20 protein-coding genes, 3 tRNA genes and 1 riboswitch are annotated in these 24,858 nt (G+C 59.9%); of the genes, 21 read left to right on the top strand and 2 right to left on the bottom strand.

The genetic code is table 11. From position 1 onward, the window contains the following. The first annotated feature begins 389 nt into the window (after positions 1-389). The 13 genes from acs (at position 390) to astE (ending at position 15,394) form a co-directional block, all read left to right on the top strand. A complete protein-coding gene (gene acs / locus GKKCFE_RS19125) occupies positions 390-2,345 on the top strand; it encodes an acetate--CoA ligase (protein WP_047228791.1) in 1,956 nt (651 codons plus the stop codon). A gap of 710 nt (positions 2,346-3,055) precedes the next feature. Then, the gene (locus GKKCFE_RS19120; RefSeq protein WP_188251976.1) at positions 3,056-3,829 is read left to right on the top strand and encodes an ABC transporter substrate-binding protein; all 774 of its coding nucleotides are present in this window, start codon (positions 3,056-3,058) and stop codon (positions 3,827-3,829) included. Between the two features lie 90 nt (positions 3,830-3,919). Next, positions 3,920-4,609: an ABC transporter permease gene (locus tag GKKCFE_RS19115; RefSeq protein WP_047228789.1), complete on the top strand. Its 690-nt coding sequence runs from the start codon at positions 3,920-3,922 to the stop codon at positions 4,607-4,609. Further along, positions 4,606-5,304: an ABC transporter permease gene (locus GKKCFE_RS19110; protein WP_047228788.1), complete on the top strand. Its 699-nt coding sequence runs from the start codon at positions 4,606-4,608 to the stop codon at positions 5,302-5,304. Before GKKCFE_RS19115 ends, GKKCFE_RS19110 begins: the two co-directional genes overlap by 4 nt. 56 nt (positions 5,305-5,360) lie before the next feature. Continuing rightward, positions 5,361-6,125: an ABC transporter ATP-binding protein gene (locus GKKCFE_RS19105; RefSeq protein WP_047228787.1), complete on the top strand. Its 765-nt coding sequence runs from the start codon at positions 5,361-5,363 to the stop codon at positions 6,123-6,125. A gap of 113 nt (positions 6,126-6,238) precedes the next feature. After that, positions 6,239-7,219 (top strand): transcriptional regulator ArgR, encoded by a 981-nt coding sequence (gene argR / locus GKKCFE_RS19100; protein WP_047228786.1) that lies wholly within the window; start codon positions 6,239-6,241, stop codon positions 7,217-7,219. A gap of 297 nt (positions 7,220-7,516) precedes the next feature. Further along, positions 7,517-8,737: an aspartate aminotransferase family protein gene (locus GKKCFE_RS19095; RefSeq protein WP_047228785.1), complete on the top strand. Its 1,221-nt coding sequence runs from the start codon at positions 7,517-7,519 to the stop codon at positions 8,735-8,737. Between the two features lie 235 nt (positions 8,738-8,972). After that, positions 8,973-9,992, top strand: coding sequence for an arginine/ornithine succinyltransferase subunit alpha (aruF, locus tag GKKCFE_RS19090; RefSeq protein WP_047228784.1), 1,020 nt, complete (start codon positions 8,973-8,975; stop codon positions 9,990-9,992). A gap of 54 nt (positions 9,993-10,046) precedes the next feature. Continuing rightward, complete coding sequence (gene astA, locus GKKCFE_RS19085) at positions 10,047-11,072, top strand: arginine N-succinyltransferase (RefSeq protein ID WP_076383737.1); 1,026 nt, start codon at positions 10,047-10,049, stop codon at positions 11,070-11,072. Then, positions 11,069-12,538, top strand: coding sequence for a succinylglutamate-semialdehyde dehydrogenase (gene astD / locus GKKCFE_RS19080; protein WP_316913246.1), 1,470 nt, complete (start codon positions 11,069-11,071; stop codon positions 12,536-12,538). Before astA ends, astD begins: the two co-directional genes overlap by 4 nt. A 132-nt stretch (positions 12,539-12,670) precedes the next feature. After that, a complete protein-coding gene (gene astB / locus GKKCFE_RS19075) occupies positions 12,671-14,017 on the top strand; it encodes an N-succinylarginine dihydrolase (protein WP_076383739.1) in 1,347 nt (448 codons plus the stop codon). Positions 14,018-14,087: 70 nt separating this feature from the next. Next, positions 14,088-14,375: a hypothetical protein gene (locus GKKCFE_RS19070; protein WP_047228780.1), complete on the top strand. Its 288-nt coding sequence runs from the start codon at positions 14,088-14,090 to the stop codon at positions 14,373-14,375. Between the two features lie 11 nt (positions 14,376-14,386). Then, the gene (astE, locus tag GKKCFE_RS19065; protein ID WP_445576951.1) at positions 14,387-15,394 is read left to right on the top strand and encodes a succinylglutamate desuccinylase; all 1,008 of its coding nucleotides are present in this window, start codon (positions 14,387-14,389) and stop codon (positions 15,392-15,394) included. Between the two features lie 122 nt (positions 15,395-15,516). Here astE and GKKCFE_RS19060 read toward each other — a convergent pair whose 3' ends face one another. Further along, complete coding sequence (locus GKKCFE_RS19060) at positions 15,517-16,026, bottom strand: 6,7-dimethyl-8-ribityllumazine synthase (RefSeq protein WP_173406647.1); 510 nt, start codon at positions 16,024-16,026, stop codon at positions 15,517-15,519. A 100-nt stretch (positions 16,027-16,126) separates the two neighbouring features. Beyond that, positions 16,127-16,294, bottom strand: a riboswitch (FMN riboswitch). A 263-nt stretch (positions 16,295-16,557) separates the two neighbouring features. Here GKKCFE_RS19060 and ltaE point away from each other — a divergent pair. The 7 genes from ltaE to GKKCFE_RS19025 all read left to right on the top strand — a co-directional run bounded on the left by ltaE (position 16,558) and on the right by GKKCFE_RS19025 (position 22,522). After that, positions 16,558-17,562 carry a low-specificity L-threonine aldolase gene (gene ltaE, locus GKKCFE_RS19055; protein WP_188251974.1) on the top strand — a complete coding sequence of 335 codons (1,005 nt, stop codon included), beginning with the start codon at positions 16,558-16,560 and terminating at the stop codon, positions 17,560-17,562. A gap of 146 nt (positions 17,563-17,708) precedes the next feature. Beyond that, entirely contained in the window at positions 17,709-20,333 is a 2,625-nt protein-coding gene (alaS, locus tag GKKCFE_RS19050; protein ID WP_047228776.1) for an alanine--tRNA ligase, read from the top strand. Positions 20,334-20,422: 89 nt separating this feature from the next. Further along, positions 20,423-21,664 carry an aspartate kinase gene (locus GKKCFE_RS19045; RefSeq protein ID WP_047228775.1) on the top strand — a complete coding sequence of 414 codons (1,242 nt, stop codon included), beginning with the start codon at positions 20,423-20,425 and terminating at the stop codon, positions 21,662-21,664. A gap of 182 nt (positions 21,665-21,846) precedes the next feature. After that, positions 21,847-22,035 (top strand): carbon storage regulator CsrA, encoded by a 189-nt coding sequence (csrA, locus tag GKKCFE_RS19040; protein ID WP_003178872.1) that lies wholly within the window; start codon positions 21,847-21,849, stop codon positions 22,033-22,035. 62 nt (positions 22,036-22,097) lie between these two features. After that, positions 22,098-22,188, top strand: a tRNA-Ser gene (locus tag GKKCFE_RS19035). 108 nt (positions 22,189-22,296) lie between these two features. Further along, positions 22,297-22,373 (top strand) — tRNA-Arg (locus tag GKKCFE_RS19030). Positions 22,374-22,445: 72 nt separating this feature from the next. Further along, positions 22,446-22,522: transfer RNA gene (locus tag GKKCFE_RS19025), tRNA-Arg, on the top strand. A gap of 19 nt (positions 22,523-22,541) precedes the next feature. On the opposite strand, the gene GKKCFE_RS19020 is transcribed toward GKKCFE_RS19025, so the two are convergent. Next, a complete protein-coding gene (locus GKKCFE_RS19020; protein ID WP_047228774.1) occupies positions 22,542-23,066 on the bottom strand; it encodes a SmpA/OmlA family outer membrane lipoprotein in 525 nt (174 codons plus the stop codon). A 322-nt stretch (positions 23,067-23,388) separates the two neighbouring features. On the opposite strand from GKKCFE_RS19020, the gene mgtE reads away from it, so the two are divergent. Next, a complete protein-coding gene (mgtE, locus tag GKKCFE_RS19015; RefSeq protein WP_047228773.1) occupies positions 23,389-24,831 on the top strand; it encodes a magnesium transporter in 1,443 nt (480 codons plus the stop codon). The last annotated feature ends 27 nt before the right edge of the window (positions 24,832-24,858 follow it).

Raw genomic sequence — 24,858 nt, 5'->3', positions numbered from 1 at the left:
TTTTGATAAACACTGTTGGTTGATCTGGTAATAATCGTTGCAGGTGGCGGGTGTTGTCTGTTGCATCTATGTTGGATTTGCCGCCGCCATCGCGAGCAAGCTCGCTCCCACAATGGGTCTGTGGTGTGTATGGGATTTTCGTTTTATTGGAGATCCCTGTGGGAGCGAGCTTGCTCGCGATGGCGTCAGATCAGCCAGTAGCACTGTTGATTGACACACTGCTATCGCTAGCAGGCTCACTCCCACAGGAAAAGGCCAACTGGCAGGGTTTGCACGTTAGTACCGACATTTTGTAGGGACTTGTTACTACCATCGTCGAATGGTTCTATAGGCTCGCCCCGGCTACAACGGGTACATACAAAAACAACTATGTCACCGAGGTAAGAAAGATGAGTGCGGCTTCTCTGTATCCCGTTCGTCCCGAGGTAGCGGCTAACACGCTGACTGACGAGGCGACCTACAAGGCCATGTACCAGCAGTCGGTGGTCAACCCGGATGGTTTCTGGCGCGAGCAGGCCAAGCGCCTCGACTGGATCAAGCCTTTCACCACGGTGAAGCAGACGTCCTTCGACGATCACCATGTCGACATCAAGTGGTTTGCCGATGGCACCTTGAACGTTTCCTACAACTGCCTCGACCGTCATCTGGCCGAGCGCGGCGATCAGATTGCGATCATCTGGGAGGGCGATGACCCTGCCGAGAGCCGCAATATCACCTATCGCGAGCTGCATGAAGAAGTCTGCAAGTTCGCCAACGCCCTGCGCGGCCAGGACGTGCATCGCGGCGACGTGGTGACGATCTACATGCCGATGATCCCCGAAGCCGTGGTCGCCATGCTGGCCTGCACCCGGATCGGCGCGATTCACTCGGTAGTGTTCGGCGGTTTCTCGCCGGAAGCACTGGCCGGTCGGATTATCGACTGCAAATCCAAAGTGGTGATCACTGCTGACGAAGGTATTCGTGCAGGCAAGAAGATCCCGCTCAAGGCCAACGTCGATGATGCATTGACCAACCCGGAAACCAGCAGCATCCAGAAAGTCATCGTGTGCAAGCGCACGGCTGGCAACATCAAGTGGAACCAGCACCGTGACATCTGGTACGAAGACCTGATGAAAGTGGCCGGTACCGTTTGTGCGCCGAAGGAAATGGGCGCTGAAGAGGCGCTGTTCATCCTCTACACCTCCGGTTCCACCGGTAAGCCAAAGGGCGTGCAGCACACCACCGCCGGTTACCTGCTCTATGCGGCCCTGACCCATGAGCGCGTGTTCGACTACAAACCGGGCGAAGTCTACTGGTGCACCGCCGACGTCGGCTGGGTCACCGGCCACAGCTACATCGTCTACGGCCCGTTGGCCAATGGCGCGACCACGCTGCTATTCGAAGGCGTGCCGAACTACCCGGACATCACCCGTGTGGCCCAGGTCATCGACAAGCACAAGGTCAATATTCTCTACACCGCGCCGACCGCCATCCGCGCGATGATGGCCTCGGGCACCGCCGCTGTCGAAGGTGCCGATGGCAGCAGCCTGCGCCTGCTGGGTTCGGTGGGCGAGCCGATCAACCCGGAAGCCTGGGACTGGTACTACAAGAATGTCGGCAAGGAACGTTGCCCGATCGTCGACACCTGGTGGCAGACCGAAACCGGTGGCGTGCTGATCAGCCCATTGCCGGGTGCCACGGCGTTGAAGCCGGGTTCGGCCACGCGTCCGTTCTTCGGCGTGGTGCCAGCGTTGGTGGACAACCTTGGCAACCTGGTGGAAGGCGCGGCCGAAGGCAACCTGGTGATCCTCGATTCGTGGCCAGGCCAGGCGCGCACGCTGTACGGCGACCACGACCGCTTTGTCGATACCTACTTCAAGACCTTCAGCGGCATGTACTTCACCGGCGACGGTGCGCGTCGTGACGAGGACGGCTACTACTGGATCACCGGTCGGGTGGATGACGTGCTTAACGTCTCCGGCCACCGCATGGGCACGGCCGAGATCGAAAGCGCCATGGTTGCCCACCCGAAAGTCGCCGAAGCGGCGGTGGTGGGTGTGCCGCACGACATCAAGGGGCAGGGCATTTATGTCTACGTGACCCTCAATGCCGGCGAAGAAACCAGCGAGGCCTTGCGTCTGGAACTGAAGAACTGGGTGCGCAAGGAGATCGGTCCGATTGCCTCGCCAGACGTGATCCAGTGGGCCCCGGGCCTGCCGAAGACCCGTTCCGGCAAGATCATGCGCCGCATCCTGCGCAAGATCGCCACGGCGGAATACGATGGGCTGGGTGATATCTCCACCTTGGCTGATCCGGGTGTGGTGGCGCATCTGATCGAGACGCACAAGACCATGAACGTCGCCTGACGGTAACCCGTAACACCGAAAAGCCCTGCCCGGTTTTGCCGAGCGGGGTTTTTTATGGTCGCTAAGGCCAGGAGAGTTTGACGTGTGGTGCCTTTGTGGCGAGGGAGCTTGCTCCCGCTCGGCTGCGCAGCAGTCGTAAACCGGCCAATGCGGTATGACTGAACGACCGCTGTGCCTGGCTTTGGGGATGCTGCGCAGCCCAGCGGGAGCAAGCTCCCTCGCCACGGGTTCGATGGATGAATAAATATCGGCGTTTAAAGTAGGAGGGGGCTGAACGTTACCGGTGTTTCGGAATGTGTAACCAAAGGCGCCACAACGGGGCGATGTGAAACGCGAAGCCCCGTTATAGGGCGGTTCCAGGCGTCTTGGAAAACAAGGCGACACGCTGTGCTTGCCGGATTAGAAGGGTTTGCGAATAATGGGCCCGCAATTTGCAGCATAGATCGGTTTCCTTTCTTTTGCTCTTGCATGAATTTGCGGGGCTGTCAATGCGCTCAGGTCGCGTTTTCTGTGCTTCTGTAATTTGTTGTCGCATTGAAGAAATATCGGCTTCGGGCCTGTCGTTAGAATGCCGATCACTCGCTCGTCGTGAGCTGCGTTGAATTGACGCACGCTTTCTTAGGACGCAGCACTAAAGTTCGTTCCACCCATTCGCATATTGGGCTGTTGCTCACTCTGCCGTTTTTGCCCTTTCCCGATGGAGTCCCAAGATGAAGAAACTTGTGCTGCTTGGCGCCCTGGCACTGTCCGTGCTGTCCCTGTCGACATTCGCCGCAGAAAAGCCCCTGAAAATCGGTATCGAAGCGGCTTACCCTCCGTTCGCCTCGAAGGCCCCGGACGGCAGTATCGTCGGTTTCGACTACGACATCGGCAATGCACTGTGCGAAGAGATGAAGGTCAAGTGCGTGTGGGTCGAGCAGGAATTCGACGGCCTGATCCCGGCGCTCAAGGTGCGCAAGATCGACGCGATCCTGTCTTCCATGTCCATCACTGAAGATCGCAAGAAGTCTGTTGATTTCACCAACAAGTATTACAACACCCCGGCTCGTCTGGTGATGAAGGCCGGCACTCAGGTCAGCGAAGGCCTGACCGAGCTCAAGGGCAAGAACGTCGGCGTGCAGCGCGGTTCGATCCACGAGCGCTTCGCCCGTGAAGTCCTGGCCCCGCTGGGTGCCGAGATCAAGCCGTACGGTTCGCAGAATGAAATCTACCTGGACCTGTCCGCCGGCCGTCTCGACGGCACCGTGGCAGACGCTACCCTGTTGGATGACGGTTTCCTCAAGACCGACGCCGGCAAGGGCTTTGCGTTCGTGGGCCCGGCCTTCACCGACGTCAAATACTTCGGTGACGGTGTAGGCATCGCGGTTCGCAAGGGTGATGCCCTCAAGGACAAGATCAACGGCGCGATTGCCGCCATTCGCGAGAACGGCAAATACAAGCAAATCCAGGACAAGTACTTCGCCTTCGATATCTACGGCCAGTAACAACGTCCCGCCACTCGTGCGAAATGGCGCAAGCAACAGGATCTCTGCGGTTTGCGCCATTTTTTCATCCCACTCTCGAGGACCTGAATCATGTTGAAAGGCTACGGGGCTGTCATCCTCGATGGCGCATGGTTGACGCTTGAGCTCGCCTTGTCGTCCATGGCCCTGGCCATTGTCCTGGGGCTGATCGGCGTCGCGTTGCGCCTCTCGCCAGTGCGCTGGCTGGCGTGGCTGGGTGACCTGTATTCCACGGTCATTCGCGGCATTCCCGACCTTGTGCTGATCCTGCTGATTTTCTATGGCGGCCAGGACCTGCTCAATCGCGTGGCGCCGATGCTCGGTTATGACGATTACATCGACCTGAACCCGCTGGCGGCCGGCATCGGTACCCTGGGGTTCATCTTCGGTGCGTACCTGTCGGAAACCTTTCGCGGTGCATTCATGGCTATCCCCAAAGGGCAGGCCGAAGCGGGCATGGCGTATGGCATGAGTGGGTTCCAGGTGTTTTTCCGGGTGATGGTGCCGCAGATGATTCGCCTGGCGATTCCGGGGTTCACCAACAACTGGCTGGTGTTGACCAAGGCCACGGCGCTGATTTCGGTGGTGGGCCTGCAAGACATGATGTTCAAGGCCAAGCAGGCGGCGGATGCCACCCGCGAGCCTTTCACCTTCTTCCTGGCGGTGGCGGCAATGTACCTGGTGATTACCAGTGTCTCGCTGCTGGCATTGCGTCAACTCGAGAAGCGCTACTCGGTAGGCATAAGGGCGGCTGATCTATGATCTTCGACTACAACGTCATCTACGAAGCCTTGCCGCTGTACTTCAGCGGCCTGCTGACCACCTTGAAGCTGCTGGCCCTGTCGCTGTTCTTTGGTCTGCTGGCGGCGTTGCCCCTGGGGCTGATGCGGGTGTCCAAGCAGCCGGTCATCAACATGACCGCCTGGCTCTATACCTATGTGATTCGCGGCACGCCGATGCTGGTGCAGCTGTTTTTGATCTACTACGGATTGGCGCAGTTCGAAGCCGTACGCGAGAGCTTCCTCTGGCCGTGGCTGTCCAGCGCGACCTTCTGTGCCTGCCTGGCCTTTGCCATCAATACCAGCGCCTACACCGCCGAAATCATCGCCGGCAGCCTGCGCGCCACGCCTAACGGTGAGATCGAGGCGGCCAAGGCCATGGGCATGTCACGCTACAAGTTGTATCGCCGGATCCTGCTGCCATCGGCCCTGCGCCGGGCGCTGCCGCAGTACAGCAACGAAGTGATCATGATGTTGCAGACCACCAGCCTGGCCTCCATCGTGACCCTGATCGACATCACCGGTGCCGCGCGCACGGTGAATGCGCAGTACTACTTGCCGTTCGAGGCTTACATCACGGCCGGCGTTTTCTACCTGTGCCTGACTTTTATCCTGGTGCGCCTGTTCAAGCTGGCCGAGCGCCGCTGGCTGGGTTACCTGGCCCCGCGCAAGCACTGATAACGCATCGATCCGATCGACTGCTCAACGACTGACGTTTTGTGAGAACCGACCGCATGTACAAGCTCGAAGTCCAAGACCTGCATAAACGCTATGGCAGTCACGAGGTGCTCAAGGGTGTGTCCCTCAAGGCCGCCGCCGGCGATGTGATCAGCATCATCGGCTCCAGTGGCTCGGGCAAAAGTACCTTCCTGCGTTGCATCAACCTGCTTGAGCAACCCCATGCCGGCAAGATTCTGCTCAACAACGAAGAGCTGAAACTGGTGGCTGGCAAGGACGGTGCCTTGAAGGCCGCCGACCCCAAGCAACTGCAGCGCATGCGTTCGCGGCTGTCGATGGTGTTCCAGCATTTCAACCTGTGGTCCCACATGACCGCGCTGGAAAACATCATGGAAGCGCCGGTGCATGTGCTGGGCGTAGCCAAGGCCGAGGCGCGCGAAAAGGCCGAGCACTACCTGAACAAGGTCGGCGTGGCGCATCGCAAGGACGCCTACCCGGGCCATATGTCCGGCGGTGAACAGCAGCGCGTGGCGATTGCCCGGGCGCTGGCGATGGAGCCGGAAGTCATGCTGTTCGACGAGCCGACTTCGGCCCTTGATCCGGAACTGGTGGGCGATGTGCTCAAAGTGATGCAGGCCCTGGCGCTGGAAGGCCGGACCATGGTGGTGGTGACCCACGAGATGGGCTTTGCCCGGGAAGTGTCGAACCAACTGATCTTCCTGCACAAAGGCATCGTTGAAGAAAGCGGCAACCCGCGCGAAGTGCTGGTCAATCCGCAATCGGAGCGGCTGCAACAATTTCTTTCGGGCAGCCTCAAGTAATCGCTCCCGTTACGCACCTGATTCAGGTCATGCTGCGCATCGCGCGCCAGATGGTCTAATTTGGTTGCAGCCGCTTTTGGCTTTAACACTGTTTTCGCTTCGGATTGCCCACCATGACTGCCCATCGAATTGGTTTCCTGATTTGGCCCAGCACTAAAGCCTTGACGCTGGCGCTGGCCGAGGAGGCCTTGCGTGTTGCTCAGCGGGTGCATCCGGATGTCGTCTACGAATTGTCGTTTTTGCAGGCCGAGCCGCAGACCGAAGGCGCCTGGCAGCTACCGGGCGAACCCTGGGCCGGCAAGCTTGAAGGTTTCCAGAAACTGTTTCTGCTGGCTGACGAACCCCCGACCGCTCTTGCGCCGCCCCTGAGCAGCGCGCTCAAACAGCTGGTGCGTGCCGGTTGTGTGATTGGCGGTTTGTCCGCCGGTGTCTACCCGTTGGCCCAACTGGGTCTTCTCGATGGTTTCCGCGCCGCCGTGCATTGGCGCTGGCAGGACGACTTTTCCGAGCGTTTCCCCAAGGTCATTGCCACCAGCCATCTGTTTGACTGGGACCGCGATCGCCTGACCGCTTGCGGTGGTATGTCGGTGCTCGATCTGCTGCTGGCTGTGTTGGCGCGCGATCACGGCGCGGAACTGGCCGGCGCGGTCTCGGAAGAACTGGTGGTCGAGCGCATCCGCGAGGGGGGTGAGCGCCAGCGTATCCCGTTGCAGAACCGTCTGGGCTCCAGCCATCCGAAGCTCACCCAGGCCGTGCTGTTGATGGAAGCCAACATCGAAGAACCGCTGACCACCGACGAAATTGCCCAGCATGTGTGCGTGTCCCGTCGCCAGTTGGAGCGGATTTTCAAGCAATACCTCAATCGCGTGCCGAGCCAGTACTACCTGGAACTGCGTCTGAACAAGGCGCGGCAGATGCTGATGCAGACCAGCAAATCGATCATTCAGATCGGCCTGTCCTGCGGCTTCTCCTCGGGGCCGCATTTTTCCAGCGCCTATCGCAACTTCTTCGGCGCCACGCCCCGGGAAGACCGCAACCAGCGGCGCAGCAGCAGCCCATTCGAATTGTCGTCGGTGCCGTCCGAACGGGGCTAGGGCCGGCGCCTCCTCTGTAAGGACGGGGGTATGTAACCCTGTGGCGAGGGGATAAATCCCCTCGCCACAAGGTTTTGCATGGCCAGGGAAATGTAGAAGCCAACGCCTAAAATCCCGCGACAACGTTTAAACTGCGCCTTTGCGACGCTATTTGTCGCATTGCCATAAACCCGCTAAAAACGGGGGTTGGCGCTATAAGAAGTTGTCGCTTGGCGACAAGGCCGGGCTGAAAACTGTCCTTACAATCCCCTCATCGCTCGCCAGTTCCAGGCGGGTGTTCCTCTTCAGGAGACTCCGATGTCCGTTGAGCAAGCCGCCGTACAACGCGCCGATTTCGATCAGGTTATGGTCCCCAACTATGCGCCTGCTGCTTTCATCCCTGTGCGTGGCGCCGGTTCCCACGTGTGGGACCAGTCCGGTCGCGAACTGATCGACTTCGCCGGCGGTATCGCGGTCAACGTATTGGGGCACGCCCATCCGAAACTGGTCGCCGCCCTGACCGAACAAGCGAACAAGCTGTGGCATGTGTCCAACGTCTTTACCAATGAGCCGGCCCTGCGCCTGGCCCATAAACTGGTCAATGCAACCTTTGCCGAGCGGGCTTTCTTCTGCAACTCCGGCGCCGAAGCCAACGAGGCCGCCTTCAAGCTGGCCCGTCGCGTCGCGTTCGATCGTTTCGGGAGCGAGAAGTACGAAATCATTGCCGCGCTCAACAGCTTCCACGGCCGTACGCTGTTCACCGTGAACGTGGGCGGGCAATCGAAGTATTCTGACGGTTTCGGTCCTAAAATCACCGGTATTACCCACGTCCCTTACAACGACCTGGCGGCTTTGAAAGCGGCCATTTCGGACAAGACGTGCGCCGTGGTGCTGGAGCCGATCCAGGGCGAGGGCGGCGTATTGCCGGCCGAGCTGGGTTACCTGCAAGGTGCCCGTGATTTGTGCGATGCCCACGACGCGCTGCTGGTATTCGATGAAGTGCAGACCGGCATGGGCCGTAGCGGCCACTTGTTCGCCTACATGCATTACGGCGTGGTCCCGGACATCCTCACCAGCGCCAAGAGCCTGGGCGGTGGTTTCCCGATCGCGGCAATGCTCACCACTGAAGCGTTGGCCAAGCATCTGGTGGTCGGCACCCACGGCACCACTTATGGCGGCAACCCGCTGGCGTGTGCGGTGGCCGAAGCGGTGATCGATACCGTCAATACGCCTGAAGTGCTCGAAGGCGTGAAAGCCAAGCACCGCAAGTTCAAGACCCGCTTGGAGCAGATCGGCGAGAAATACGGCCTGTTCACCCAGGTGCGTGGTTTGGGGCTGCTGATCGGCTGTGTGCTGAACGACGCCTGGAAAGGCAAGGCCAAGGACATTTTCAACGCTGCTGAACAGGAAGGCCTGATGATCCTGCAGGCAGGTCCGGACGTGATTCGTTTCGCGCCGAGCCTGGTGGTCGAAGATGCTGACATCGATGCCGGCCTGGACCGCTTCGAGCGGGCCGCGGCGAAGCTTACGCAAGCCTAAGGCTGAGCCGGACCCCTTGTGGGAGCGAGCTTGCTCGCGATGGTGCCGGATCAGTCAGCATTGATGTTGACTGACACACCGCTATCGCGAGCAAGCTCGCTCCCACAGGAGTCTTGCAGCGGCTGAAAAATCGAAGACCGCCGCAGATGCAATGCGGGTCAGCGTGTCGTTTAGTTATTTTTCTGTGTATCGACCCTTCGGTCGAACCATTTATTTCAAGTAAAGGAGTGACACCATGCTGGTGATGCGCCCCGCACAAATGGCGGATCTGGGCGAGGTACAGCGTCTGGCTGCGGACAGTCCGATCGGTGTCACTTCCTTGCCGGATGACGTGGAACGCCTGAGCGACAAGATCGCCGCGAGTGAAGCCTCGTTTGCCGCCGAAGTCAGCTTCAACGGCGAAGAAAGCTATTTCTTCGTCCTTGAAGATACCGCGACCGGCAAGCTGGCGGGCTGTTCGGCCATCGTTGCCTCGGCCGGTTATTCCGAGCCGTTCTACAGTTTCCGCAACGAAACGTTCGTTCACGCCTCCCGTGAGCTGAAGATCCACAACAAGATCCACGTGCTTTCCCAGTGCCACGACCTGACCGGCAACAGCTTGCTGACCAGCTTCTATGTGGTGCCGGAATTGGTCGGTTCGCCCTGGTCGGAACTCAATTCGCGTGGGCGCCTGCTGTTCGTCGCCAGCCATCCGGAGCGCTTTGCCGATTCGGTGGTGACCGAGATCGTCGGCTACAGCGATGAAAATGGCGACTCGCCGTTCTGGGACGCCATCGGTCGCAACTTCTTCGACCTCAACTACGCTGCCGCCGAGCGCCTGTGCGGGCTGAAGAGCCGCACCTTCCTCGCCGAGCTGATGCCGCATTACCCGATCTACGTGCCGCTGTTGCCGGACGCCGCCCAGGAAGCCATGGGCCAGGTCCATCCGCGTGCGCAGATCACTTTCGACATCCTCATGCGCGAGGGTTTCGAGACCGATCATTACATCGACATCTTTGACGGTGGCCCGACTCTGCATGCCCGTGTCTCGGGGATCCGCTCGATTGCCCAGAGCCGGGTGGTGCCGGTCAAGCTCGGCGAGCCCGTCAAGGGCGCCGGCCGGCAATACCTGGTGGCCAACGCCCAGTTGCAGGATTACCGCGCCGTTCTGTTGGAGCTTGACTACGCGCCCGGCAAACCGGTGACCCTGGATATGGAAGCGGCCGAAGCCTTGGGCGTCGGTGAGGGTGCCAGCGTGCGCCTGGTGGCGGTTTAACGCCTTACAGCGAAGTTTCGCGGGTGGCGCAAGCGGCCCGTTTGAGGAGATAGCATGATCGTTCGTCCCGTACGCAGCAGCGATTTACCCGCTCTGATTGCCCTGGCCCGCAGCACCGGCACCGGCCTGACCACCTTGCCGGCCAACGAGGAGCGCCTGGCTCATCGGGTCGGCTGGGCCGAGAAGACTTTTCGCGGCGAAGCCGGACGTGGCGATGCGGACTACCTGTTCGTGCTCGAAGACGACGACGGCCGTGTGGTGGGCATCTCTGCCATCGCCGGGGCCGTTGGGCTGCGCGAGCCGTGGTACAACTTCCGGGTCGGCCTGACGGTCAGTGCCTCCCAGGAGCTGAACATCTATCGGGAAATCCCGACGCTGTTTTTGGCCAACGACCTGACCGGCAACTCCGAGCTGTGTTCGCTGTTCCTGCACGCCGACTACCGCACTGGCCTCAATGGCCGCATGTTGGCCAAGGCGCGGCTGCTGTTCATCGCCGAATTCCCGAACCTGTTTGGCAACAAGATCATCGCCGAGATGCGTGGCATGTCCGATGACCGAGGCCGCTCGCCGTTCTGGGAAAGCCTGGGGCGACACTTTTTCAAGATGGAGTTCAGCCAGGCCGACTACCTGACCGGCGTGGGCAACAAGGCTTTCATCGCTGAGCTGATGCCCAAGTTCCCGCTGTACACCTGTTTCCTGTCGGAGGATGCCCGGGCGGTGATCGGCCAGGTTCATCCCGACACGGAGCCGGCGCTGTCGATGCTCAAGAGCGAAGGTTTCAGTTACCAGGGTTACGTCGACATCTTCGACGCCGGCCCGGCCGTTGAATGTGAAACCGGCAAGATCCGCGCGATCCGCGACAGCCAGGCACTGGTATTGGCCATCGGCACGCCGGGCGACGACGCCACGCCGTTCATCATGCATAACCGCAAACGCGAAGACTGCCGCATCACTGCTGCACCGGCGCGCTTAGCCGCGGGCACCCTGGTGGTTGATCCGCTGACTGCCAAACGTCTTCAACTCAACGCTGGCGATCAGGTGCGCGCCGTTGCGTTGTCCGCTGCTCGGGAGTCGAAATAATGAAGTCGCTGTACATCGCTGGAAGCTGGCTGGAAGGTCAGGGTGATCTCTTTGAGTCGTTGAACCCGGTGACCCAGCAAGTGCTGTGGTCTGGCAATGGCGCCACGGCGGCGCAGGTGGAGTCGGCGGTGCAGGCCGCGCGTCAGGCCTTCCCGGACTGGGCCCGCCGTTCGCTGGATGAGCGTATCCAGGTGCTGGAAGCGTTTGCCGCTGCCTTGAAGAGCCACGCCGATGAACTGGCCCACTGCATCGGTGAAGAAACCGGCAAGCCGTTGTGGGAAGCGACCACCGAAGTCACCAGCATGGTCAACAAGGTCGCCATTTCGATTCAGAGCTACCGTGAGCGGACCGGCGAAAAAAGCGGCCCCCTGGGTGACGCCATCGCTGTGCTGCGGCACAAGCCCCACGGTGTGGTGGCAGTGTTCGGCCCTTACAACTTCCCCGGCCATTTGCCCAACGGTCACATCGTCCCGGCCTTGTTGGCGGGCAACACCGTGTTGTTCAAACCCAGCGAACTGACCCCGAAAGTCGCTGAGCTGACGGTCAAGTGCTGGGTCGAGGCCGGCCTGCCGGCGGGCGTGCTGAACCTGCTGCAAGGCGCGCGGGAAACTGGTATCGCCCTGGCGGCCAATCCGGGCATCGACGGGTTGTTTTTCACCGGCTCCAGCCGCACCGGCAACCTGTTGCATCAACAGTTTTCCGGGCGCCCGGACAAGATCCTGGCGCTGGAAATGGGCGGTAATAATCCGCTGGTGGTGGATGAGGTGGCGGACGTCGACGCGGCGGTCTACACCATCATTCAGTCGGCCTTCATTTCTGCCGGGCAGCGCTGTACCTGCGCGCGCCGCCTGTTGGTGCCCGAAGGGGCGTGGGGCGATGCCTTGCTGGCGCGCCTGGTGGCGGTCAGCTCGACGCTGGAAGTCGGCGCCTTTGATCAGCAACCGGCGCCGTTCATGGGCTCGGTGATTTCCCTGGCCGCAGCGAAGGCGCTGATGGACGCGCAGAACCATTTGCTCGGCCTGGGCGCCGTGCCGCTGTTGACCATGACCCAACCGCAAGCCCAGGCGGCGTTGCTGACGCCGGGCATCCTGGATGTGACGACGGTAGCCGAGCGTCCTGATGAAGAACTGTTCGGGCCGTTGTTGCAGGTGATTCGCTACGCGGACTTCGCCGCGGCAATCACCGAGGCCAACAACACCCAATATGGCTTGGCTGCAGGTCTGCTGTCGGATTCCCAGGAGCGCTACCAGCAGTTTTGGCTGCAGAGCCGTGCCGGCATCGTCAACTGGAACAAGCAACTGACGGGAGCGGCCAGCAGCGCGCCGTTCGGCGGTGTTGGGGCCTCGGGCAACCACCGCGCCAGTGCCTATTACGCAGCCGACTATTGTGCGTATCCGGTGGCTTCCCTGGAGACACCAAGCCTTGTCATGCCGGCTGCCCTTACTCCCGGCGTGAGCATGGTGTGAACCCCAATCGCGAGCAAGCTCGCTCCCACAAAGGATTGCGCAAAACCCTGTGGGAGCGAGCTTGCTCGCGATGGCCGCGCTGCGGTTGTTACTTGATGCCTATAAAAAACAGATTCTCGTGGAGCCTCGCTGATGAAATCCTATGAAGTCAACTTTGACGGTCTAGTGGGGCCGACCCACAACTACGGCGGGCTCTCGTACGGCAACGTCGCGTCCCAGAGCAATAGCCAGCAGTCCTCCAACCCCAAGGAAGCGGCGTTGCAGGGCCTGGCGAAAATGAAGGCGCTGATGGACATGGGCTTCCAGCAAGGTGTGCTGGCGCCACAGGAGCGTCCCGACGTGGCGGCCCTGCGTCGGTTGGGTTTTGCCGGCAGCGATGCCCAGGTCATTCAGCAGGCTGCCAAAGAAGCGATGCCGCTGCTGGTCGCCAGTTGCTCGGCCTCCAGCATGTGGGTGGCCAACGCCGCCACTGTCAGCCCAAGCGCCGACACAGCTGACGGCCGCGTGCATTTCACCGCCGCCAACCTGAACTGCAAATACCACCGCAGCATTGAACACCCGACCACCAGTCGCGTACTGGGGGCGATGTTTGCCGATCAGCAGCACTTCGCCCACCACGCCGCGCTGCCGGCGGTGGCGCAGTTCGGCGACGAAGGCGCGGCCAACCACACGCGTTTCTGCCGGACCTACGGCGAGGCCGGTGTTGAATTCTTCGTGTTCGGCCGCAGCGCCTTCGATACCCGTTTTCCCGCGCCGCAGAAGTACCCGGCGCGCCAGACCCTGGAAGCTTCTCAGGCAGTAGCTCGTCTGCATGGTCTGAGGGAGGAGGGCGTGGTCTACGCCCAACAGAACCCATCGGTGATCGACCAGGGCGTGTTCCACAATGATGTGATCGCGGTGGGCAACGGCGAAGTGTTGTTCTATCACGAGGATGCGTTTCTCGAGACCGACCGGATGCTGGCCGAGCTGAGCAGCAAACTCGCCAAGGTCGGTGGGAAATTTCAGTCGGTGTGCGTGCCGCGTTCGGCGGTTACCGTCGATGACGCGGTACGTTCCTACCTGTTCAATAGCCAGTTGCTGTCGCGTCCCGACGGCTCGATGCTGTTGATCGTGCCGGAGGAGTGCCGCGGCAACGAACGCGTCTGGCAGTACCTGCAAGGCCTGACGGGCTCTGGCGGGGTGATCGGCGAAGTGAAGGTCTTCGACCTCAAGCAAAGCATGCAGAACGGCGGTGGCCCGGCTTGCCTGAGGCTGCGCGTGGCCCTCAATGAAACCGAGCTGGCCGCCGTCAACCCAGGGGTTATCATGACCGCGCCGTTGTACGATTCGCTGACCCAATGGGTCGAGCGTCACTACCGCGATCGCATGACCGAAAACGACCTGGCGGACCCGCAGTTGCTGCTCGAATGCCGGGCGGCACTGGATGAGCTGACACAAATCCTTAAACTTGGCGCGGTTTATCCTTTCCAGATCAATTGAAAGCGCGCGCGACCTGACTACAGTCAAAGCAGGGCGCGTTGCCTTTTCCCCCCGACGAGAACGTAAAAACATGAGCGATACCTTGCAACTGATCCTTGAAGACACCGACGGCACCCAACTGGAAACCTCCTGCACCCGCGTTGCGGTCATGTGGCAGGGCAAAGAGTTGTGGATCCAGCAGGACGGCCGCGGTCAGTTGCTGATCGGCGTCGATGTCGAAGAAGGCGATGAGGAATACGCCAACCTGTTGTTGCGCCCGTTGGCGACCAACCTGGTGAGCCTGCAACTGGAAATGGAACCGGCCGACATGGGCGACGATGATCATGTCCATGGCCCGGATTGCGGCCACGACCATTAAGGAGCCGCGCTATGCTCGCCCTCGGCAAATTGCTTGAACTGACCCTCGCTGGCCGTGAACCGGCGGAGAAGACTCAACTGACTGTCGAGGGCGTACGGATGCGCTGGCTGAGCGAGGGCGCGCTGGAGGTCAAGCCGCCCCAGGCCCGGGACAATGGCCAGGACCTGTTACTGTCAGCCGGTATCCACGGCAACGAAACCGCACCGATCGAACTGCTTGATCGGTTGCTGCACGACATCGCCCGTGGGGATCTCAAGCCACGGGCACGCATTCTGTTTCTGTTCGGCAATCCCGAGGCGATTCGTCGCGGAGAGCGTTTTGTCGAGCAGGACGTCAATCGGTTGTTCAATGGTCGCCATGAGTTGAGCGGCGGCGCCGAGGCGTTGCGGGCTTGCGAATTGGAGCGGTTGGCCGCCAGTTTCTTCAGCGTGCCGGACCGCAGTCGCTTGCATTACGACCTGCACACCGCCATCCGGGGTTCGAAGATCGAGCAATTTGCCTTGTATCCGTGGAAGGAAGGTCGCCGGCATTCACGCCGTGAACTGGCGCGGCTGCGCGCCGCCGGCATGGAAGCGGTGCTGCTGCAGAACAAACCGTCCATTGTGTTCAGCGCCTACACCTATGACCAGTTGGGTGCCGAGTCTTTCACCCTGGAACTGGGCAAGGCCCGACCATTCGGGGAAAACGACGGCGTCAACGTCAGTCTGCTGGAAACCCGTCTGCAACAGATCATCGAAGGCACCGAACCCGAATCGGACGAAAGTCTGGACGGCCTGCAACTGTTCAGCGTCGCGCGGGAAATCATCAAGCACAGCGACAGTTTCCGCCTGAACCTGCCGGCGGACATCGAGAACTTCTCGGAGCTTGGAAAAGGTTATGTGCTGGCCGAAGACATTGCCCAGACCCGCTGGGTGATCGAAGAAGAGGGCGCCAGGATCATCTTCCCCAACCCCAAGGTGAAGAATGGTTTGCGGGCCGGGATCCTGATTGTGCCGGCGACGGACGAAAACCTGATCTGAAGTCCCCACAAAACCAATGTGGGAGCGAGCTTGCTCGCGATAGCGGTGTTTCAGTCAATCCTGAAAGTGACTGACACTCGGCTATCGCGAGCAAGCTCGCTCCCACAGTTTTTTTGCAGCTTTTAAACCGCTACCGCCCGCTGTTCGCTACGCCGCAACGCCCGGGTCTTGTGCAGGGTATCGGCACAGGTCTTCGCCGCTTCCTGGCCCTTGTGCACGAAATGCTCAAAGAAGAACTTCTGATGTTCTTCCCCAGCGTGGAAGTGATGGGGGGTGAGTACGACCGAGAACACCGGCACCTCGGTTTCCAGCTGAACCTGCATCAGGCCGCTGATCACCGATTGGGCGACGAATTCGTGACGGTAGATGCCGCCGTCCACCACCAGGCCTGCGGCGACGATGCCGGCGTAGCGGCCAGACTTGGCCAGCAGCTTGGCATGTAGCGGGATCTCGAAGGCGCCGCCGACTTCGAAGAAGTCGATATCGCTTTCCTGATAACCCTGACTGATCATTTCGGCGACGAAGCCTTTGCGGCTCTGGTCGACGATTTCCTTGTGCCAGCAGGCCTGGATGAACGCGACGCGCTCGCCCGGATGATGTTTGCTTTTGCTGTCGATTGCGGTGGGTTGCATGTTCTGGTTCCTGTTTGTGTAAAAAACAGGGCGTCATGAATCGAAGGGGATTCGAGGGTGCGTCGCGCGCAGACAGTCGCAGACGGCCCCTGGGTGCCGATCCCGTTCTCTCTTCATCCGGACTATGACCGTCGGCCCCGGAATCACACCGGGTCTGCTGACCTTGACGCTACACCGCAAAAGCCGTGTATCGCCAAGCGCTCGCGGGCTATGCACCTTGCGTGCAATTACCGCCGGTGGGGAATTGCACCCCGCCCTGAGAACGTTTCGCCGCCATGGTTTTTGGCGGCGCAGGATTTTTAACACATAACCCCTGTGGGAGCGAGCTTGCTCGCGATAGCGGTGGTTCAGATTGCATTGATGTTGGATGCGCTGCCGCCATCGCGAGCAAGCTCGCTCCCACAGGTGTTCTGAGAGATCTTCAGGTGCAGGTGATCTTTTCCTTCGACTGGTCTTGATTAATCGTCGCCATGACCGCAGTAATTGACCTTCGAAAGGGAATTCCCCCCACCCGCACCCGAGGCCAGATTCATGAGCGTTATCGATCTTCGCAGCGACACCGTCACCCAACCTTCCGCCGCCATGCTGGATGCGATGGCCAGCGCGCCGACCGGCGACGATGTGTATGGCGAAGATCCGACCGTCAATCGCCTCGAGGCCGAACTGGCCGGGCGCCTGGGCTTTGCCGCGGCGCTGTTCGTACCCACCGGCACCATGAGCAACTTGCTGGGGCTGATGGCCCATTGCGAGCGTGGTGATGAATACATCGTTGGCCAGCAGGCTCACACCTATAAATACGAAGGCGGCGGGGCGGCGGTACTGGGTTCAATCCAGCCGCAACCCCTTGACGTGCAAGCGGACGGCTCTCTGGACCTGGAGCAAGTTGCTGCCGCGATCAAAGCCGATGACTTCCACTTCGCCCGTACTCGCCTGCTGGCGCTGGAAAACACCATGCAAGGCAAGGTCCTGCCGCTGGACTATCTGGCCCGGGCCCGGCGTTTCACGCGCGAGCACGGCCTGGCGTTGCACCTTGACGGCGCGCGGCTGTACAACGCCGCGGTCAAGTTGAACGTCGATGCCCGGGAGATCACCCAACATTTCGATTCGGTGTCGGTGTGCCTGTCCAAGGGCCTTGGCGCTCCCGTTGGCTCGGTCCTCTGCGGCAGCGTCGAACTGATCGGCAAGGCGCGCCGGCTGCGCAAGATGGTGGGCGGGGGTATGCGCCAGGCCGGGATCCTGGCTGCGGCGGGGTTGTATGCCCTGGATCATCAGGTCCAGCGCCTGGCCGATGACCACGCCAATGCCCAGCGGCTTGCCGAGGGCTTGCGTGGGGCGGGTTACGAGGTCGAGCCGGTGCAGACCAACATGGTCTACGTGCAGATGGGCGAGCGGGCCGAGGCCATCAGGGCGTTTGCCGCCGAGCGTGGTATCAAGCTCAGCGCAGCGCCACGCCTGCGAATGGTGACCCACATGGATGTCAGCGCCGCGCAAATCGACGAAGTGATCCGCTCTTTCGTCGACTTTTCCCGTAACTGACCCGCCAAGCGGCCCAATTGACAGTTTCTATCGCATAAACACGCTGTACCCCACGCGAAGGGCCGATATAATGCGGCCCTTTGCCGTTGCTTCGTCTGTTGACGTTTTGCACAGGCCTTTGGCCGCAGCCTCCGTGGAAGAACCTAATGAAAAGCGCAGAAATCCGTGAAGCCTTCCTTCGCTTCTTCGAAGAGCAAGGCCACACCCGAGTAGCCTCCAGCTCTTTGATTCCGGGCAACGACCCGACCCTGCTGTTCACCAACGCGGGGATGAACCAGTTCAAGGACTGCTTCCTGGGCCAGGAAAAACGTGCCTACACCCGTGCCGTCAGCAGCCAGAAATGCGTGCGCGCCGGCGGCAAGCACAACGACCTGGAAAACGTCGGCTATACCGCTCGTCACCACACCTTCTTCGAAATGCTGGGTAACTTCAGCTTCGGTGATTATTTCAAGCGCGACGCCATCACCTTTGCCTGGACCTTCCTGACCTCCGACAAGTGGCTGAACCTGCCCAAGGAGAAGCTCTGGGTAACGGTCTACGCCAGCGATGACGAGGCTTATGACATCTGGACCAAAGAGGTCGGTGTCCCGGCTGAACGCATGGTGCGCATTGGCGACAACAAGGGCGCGCCATACGCTTCCGATAACTTCTGGACCATGGGCGACACCGGCCCGTGCGGCCCTTGCACCGAGATTTTCTACGATCACGGCGCCGACATCTGGGGCGGCCCACCCGGCTCGCCGGAAGAAGATGGCGACCGCTACATCGAGATCTGGAACAACGTCTTCATGCAGTTCAACCGCACCGCCGATGGCGTGTTGCATCCGTTGCCAGCGCCGTCGGTCGACACCGGCATGGGCCTGGAGCGGATCAGTGCGGTGTTGCAGCACGTTCACTCCAACTACGAAATCGACCTGTTCCAGAGCCTGTTGAGTGCTTCGGCCAAGGCCATCGGTTGCAGTAACGACAACCAGGCTTCGCTCAAAGTGGTGGCCGACCATATCCGTTCCTGCGGCTTCCTGATTGCGGATGGTGTGTTGCCGTCCAACGAAGGCCGCGGCTATGTGTTGCGTCGGATCATTCGTCGCGCCTGCCGTCACGGCAACAAGCTGGGCGCCAAGGGCAGCTTCTTCTATCAGATCGTCGCGGCCCTGGTGGCCGAAATGGGCGAGGCCTTCCCGGAACTCAAATCCCAGCAGGCCCACATCGAGCGAGTGCTCAAGGGTGAGGAAGAGCAGTTCGCCAAAACCCTGGAGCAGGGGTTGAAGATCCTCGAGCAGGATTTGGCCGAGCTCAAGGGCAACGTGGTACCGGGCGATGTCGTGTTCAAGTTGTACGACACGTACGGTTTCCCGATGGACCTGACGGGCGACATCGCCCGCGAACGCAACCTGACCCTCGACGAGGAAGGTTTCGAGCGCGAGATGGAAGCCCAGCGAGTGCGCGCGCGTTCCGCCAGCTCCTTCGGCATGGACTACAACAGCCTGGTCAAGGTTGACGTGGCCACCGAATTCACCGGCTACGCCGCCACGACCGGTTCGGCCAAGATCGTGGCTATCTATAAGGACGGGCAGTCGGTCGACATCCTGAGCGAAGGCCAGGAAGGGGTGATCGTGCTGGACCAGACGCCGTTCTACGCCGAATCCGGCGGACAGATCGGTGACAGCGGTTACCTGCAGGCCGGCAACTCGCGTTTCGATGTGCGAGACACCACCAAGACCGGCGGCGCATTCCTGCACCACGGCGTATTGGCCTCGGGCAGCCTGATGATTGCCGCTCCGGTAGCCGCGCATGTCGACGCCGAGGTTCGTCACGCCACCTCGCTGAACCACTCGGCTACGCACTTGCTGCATGCCGCGTTGCGTCAGGTACTGGGCGAGCATGTTCAGCAGAAAGGCTCTTTGGTGGACAGTCAGCGCTTGCGCTTTGACTTCAGCCATTTCGAGGCTATCAAGCCTGAGCAACTCAAGGCGCTGGAAGACATCGTCAACGCCGAGATCCGCAAGAATTCGCCGGTCGAGACCGAAGAAACCGACATCGAGACCGCCAAGCGCAAGGGCGCCATGGCGCTGTTTGGCGAGAAGTACGGCGACAGCGTCCGTGTGCTGAGCATGGGCGGCGATTTCTCCGTGGAGCTGTGCGGTGGTATCCATGCCAACCGGACCGGTGACATCGGCCTACTGAAGATCATCAGCGAAGGCGGTGTGGCTTCTGGTGTGCGTCGCATCGAAGCGGTCACCGGCGCGGCGGCCCTGGCGTACCTCAACGCCGCCGAAGAACAACTCAAGGAAGCGGCGAGCCTGATCAAGGGCAGCCGTGACAACCTGATCGACAAGCTCTCGGCTGTGCTGGAGCGCAACCGTCTGCTGGAAAAGCAACTCGAGCAGTTGCAGGCCAAGGCTGCCAGCGCCGCGGGCGACGATCTGTCGGCCCAGGCCGTGGACGTCAAGGGCGTGAAAGTGTTGGCCGCGCGCCTGGATGGCCAGGACGGCAAGGCACTGTTGGCGCTGGTCGATCAACTGAAAAACAAACTCGGCCGCGCAGTGATCCTGCTCGGCAGTGTCCATGAGGAAAAGGTCGTTCTCGTCGCAGGCGTGACCAAAGACCTGACTGGCCAACTCAAAGCCGGTGATTTGATGAAGCAGGCCGCTGCGGCAGTGGGCGGCAAGGGTGGTGGTCGTCCGGACATGGCGCAAGGCGGCGGCACCGACGCCGGCGCGCTGGACGCAGCACTGGCCCAAACCGTTGCATTTGTAGAGCAGGGTATTTAAGGCAGTGCTCCGGGGTCGTCGTCTAGTGACGACTCCGGTCGCTGTTGAGTGATTATTGGGCGCCCTTCATGGGCAGAGGCGGCTTTGAAATGGCTTTGATCGTACAGAAATTTGGAGGCACCTCGGTCGGTACTGTCGAGAGAATCGAACAAGTCGCCGACAAGGTTAAGAAATTCCGTGAAGCGGGCGATGACCTGGTGGTTGTGCTGTCGGCAATGAGCGGCGAGACCAACCGTCTGATCGATCTGGCCAAGCAAATCAGCGGCGACCAACAGCCGGTTCCGCGCGAACTGGATGTGATCGTTTCCACTGGCGAGCAGGTGACCATCGCCTTGCTGGCCATGGCGCTGATCAAGCGGGGTGTGCCGGCGGTGTCCTACACCGGCAACCAGGTTCGTATCCTGACGGACAGCGCGCACAATAAAGCGCGTATTCTGCAGATCGACGATCAGAAAATTCGCGGCGACCTGAAGGCCGGTCGCGTCGTGGTGGTCGCCGGTTTCCAGGGTGTGGACGAGCACGGCAATATCACCACTCTCGGCCGTGGCGGTTCCGATACCACGGGCGTGGCGCTGGCGGCGGCACTCAAGGCTGACGAATGCCAGATCTACACCGATGTGGATGGTGTCTACACCACCGACCCACGGGTGGTGCCTGTGGCTCAGCGCCTGGACAAGATCACCTTCGAAGAGATGCTGGAAATGGCCAGCCTCGGTTCCAAGGTGCTGCAGATCCGGGCCGTCGAATTCGCCGGCAAGTACAACGTTCCGCTGCGCGTTCTGCACAGCTTCAAAGAGGGTCCGGGCACCCTCATTACTATTGATGAAGAGGAATCCATGGAACAGCCGATCATTTCCGGCATCGCTTTCAACCGCGATGAAGCCAAGCTGACCATCCGTGGCGTGCCAGACACCCCCGGCGTGGCGTTCAAGATTCTCGGCCCGATCAGTGCCGCGAACATCGAAGTCGACATGATCGTGCAGAACGTCGCGCACGATAACACCACCGACTTCACCTTCACCGTGCACCGCAACGACTACCAGGCCGCTGAAGCGGTGCTGAAAAAGACTGCTGATGAGATTGGTGCCCGGGAAGTGGTGGGTGATACCAAGATCGCCAAGGTCTCGATCGTCGGTGTCGGCATGCGCTCTCACGCAGGCGTGGCCAGCCGTATGTTCGAATCCCTGGCCAAGGAAAGCATCAACATCCAGATGATCTCTACTTCGGAAATCAAGGTTTCCGTGGTCATCGAAGAGAAGTACCTGGAACTGGCCGTGCGCGCCCTGCACACGGCTTTCGAACTCGACGCTGCTGCCCGACAGGGCGAGTAAGGCGTTGTCTTGGGGCGCGGTTTACCGCGCCCTTTGTTTTTCTGAAAGGCGCGCTCCAAAACTGTTCTTTTGCTCGCGCTGGTCAATACTAGGCTTGTAGGCTGCGACCGTTTCGGTTCGTAGGGCCTACGCCTTTTTTTGCAGACTGTTGTCCCTGAACTGAATTGCGTGAGGAGAAAGGTATGCTGATTCTGACTCGTCGGTGCGCAGAGAGCCTGATTATTGGCGATGGCGAAATCACCGTGACCGTGCTCGGCGTCAAAGGAAATCAAGTGCGTATTGGCGTCAACGCCCCGAAAGAGGTCGCGGTGCACCGAGAGGAAATTTACCTGCGTATCAAGAAAGAGAAGGACGACGAACCAAGCCATTAATTTTTATCGTTTTTTATGTTTGCAAACGGGGATGAAGGTGGTTAATATACGCCCCGTGTTGCGGAGAGCTGGCCGAGTGGCCGAAGGCGCTCCCCTGCTAAGGGAGTACACCTCAAAAGGGTGTCGGGGGTTCGAATCCCCCGTTCTCCGCCATTATTTATTTAGTGCGACGTAATCTGGCTTTATCGGTAAGTTATTGAAATTACTGAAAAAAAGCGCTTTACAAAAAGATTCGGCGACCTATAATGCGCGGCAACAAATGCACTCGTAGCTCAGCTGGATAGAGTACTCGGCTACGAACCGAGCGGTCACAGGTTCGAATCCTGTCGAGTGCACCATTTAAGAGTTTTTTGCAGTGATGCAAATAACTTGGCTTCAACCAGTTGTGATCTGGTATAAAACCACAACTTGCACTCGTAGCTCAGCTGGATAGAGTACTCGGCTACGAACCGAGCGGTCACAGGTTCGAATCCTGTCGAGTGCACCAAACACCAAAAAGCCCGCGTTTAACGCGGGCTTTTTGCTGTCTGTGATTTGCCTTTCACGCACCCTTTCTCATCGAACACGATCTCTGCGCTGCGACCTTTTTTCGCTTTGTAGGTATATCGCGTGCTCGAATTCCTGATCTTGACCGAGTCGGGTCTGCCCAGGGCGCTTTCCACGTCCTGCTGGCTCATGCCACTGACGACTCGCCGGTTCATGATCGCTTCGCGGCGTTGTCTGGCATTGAGCAGGTTGCCACAGCGGTCTTCGAGTTGGCCGACAACAGTCGGTTCCTTGCGGTTGGCTTTGTTGCCGAATGTTTGCCGAAACTCTGCTTCGGGCAGCATGGCCTCTGTCATTGGCTCGGCCCTGCCCGGGCTGGTCGGATGTATCTGCTGAAGTGACAGGGTTTCTTCCGGTCGGCAACTCAGGGTGGTAAAGGTCACGTGCCCGGCGGTATTTTCGCAGCGATGCACGCTTTGCCCGGCAGCCCCCAAAGGCAGGCAGGGCAGGGCAGCGAGTAAAAACAGGTAGCGACTGACGAGCATCCTGACGTCCTCCTTGACGGTGAAGAAAAGAAGGTTAGCCGCTACATTTTTACCGGGGCGTGTGTTTTCTTTTCAGGATAAGTCGTCGTAGGCATAGAGGTTCAATCTGCGTTCAGGTATGTCTCGCAAGCGCTTGTTCTTGCCATGATTTTTTAACGTTTTAAAGCGTCAAGCGGTGTATGATTGCGCCCGTCAGCCCCGCCGGGGCTTGTGGAATATCCCATGGACTTACCCAGTAGTTACTCAATATCTCGTTTTACCAATCATGAACTGACTGATTGATCCTTCCGGCGTGCTCCACTGCTGGGAGTGGAGTTCGCCTATGACCGAAATAGAAGTAAAGAAAACGCAGGAAAGCCTTCAGGATCGCCTTGCTCAAGTCGTTGAGCTGCTGCATCGCCAGCGGGTGGTCGAAGACCTGACGCATCGCCAGGAAGGCCCGCATCACGACCTGGTCGAGAACCTGGTCCACCGGCAGAATCTCGTCGAGCTGCAACGCAAGCTCGATGACCTGCACTCCGCCGACGTCGCCTACATCCTTGAAGCCTTGCCGCTGGAAGAGCGTCTGACGGTCTGGCAGTTGGTCCAGGCGGATCGTGACGGTGACATCCTGCTTGAAGTGTCCGACTCGGTTCGTGAAACCCTGATCGCTGACATGGATGATCACGAACTGCTGGCGGCGGCCAAGGAAATGGACGCCGACGAACTCGCCGACCTTGCGCCCGAACTGCCACGGGACGTTATCCACGAACTGATGGAAACCCTCGATGGCCAACAGCGCGAGCGCGTGCGTTCGGCGTTGTCCTATGACGAGGAGCAGGTCGGTGCGCTGATGGACTTCGAGATGGTGACCATCCGTGAGGATGTCAGTCTTGAAGTGGTATTGCGTTATCTGCGCCGTCTCAAGGAGTTGCCGGGGCATACCGACAAGCTCTTTGTGGTGGACTACGACGGTGTGCTTAAGGGCGTGCTGCCTATCAAGCGATTGCTCGTCAATGATCCGGAAAAGCAGGTAGCCGAGGTCATGGCCAGTGATCCGGTGAGTTTTCATCCGGACGAAGATGCTTACGATGCGGCCCAGGCGTTCGAACGTTACGATTTGATTTCTGCGCCCGTTGTCGACAAGAACGGCAAGTTGATCGGCCGTCTGACCATCGACGAAATGGTCGACCTGATTCGTGAGGAGAGCGAAAGCGAAGTCCTCAACATGGCCGGTCTGCGCGAAGAGGAAGACATCTTCGCCTCGGTCTGGAAGTCCCTGCGTAACCGTTGGGCCTGGCTGGCGGTCAATTTGATCACGGCTTTCATCGCGTCCCGGGTGATCGGCTTGTTCGAAGGCTCCATCGAAAAACTGGTGGCCCTTGCGGCGCTGATGCCTATCGTTGCAGGGATTGGCGGCAACTCCGGCAACCAGACCATTACCATGATCGTCCGCGCCATGGCGCTGGACCAGGTCAGTACCGGCAATACATCGCGATTGATGCGCAAGGAACTGGCCGTGGGCTTGATCAACGGTCTGGTTTGGGGTGGTGTGATCGGCGTGGTGGCATACCTGCTGTATGGCAGTTGGTCGCTGGGAGTGGTGATGACCGCCGCCATGACGCTCAACTTGTTGTTGGCGGCCTTGATGGGGGTATTGATTCCCATGACCCTGGCTCGAATGGGGCGTGACCCCGCCATGGGGGCAAGCGTGATGATTACCGCCATGACCGACAGCGGCGGGTTCTTCATTTTCCTGGGATTGGCGACGATTTTCCTGCTCTGATTCGCGCTTCAAGAAAGCCCGCCAATT

It is taken from the genome of Pseudomonas sp. E141, assembly GCF_052659885.1.
Note: the sequence above shows the minus strand (reverse complement) of the source record. Positions and strands in the feature narration are given on the sequence as shown.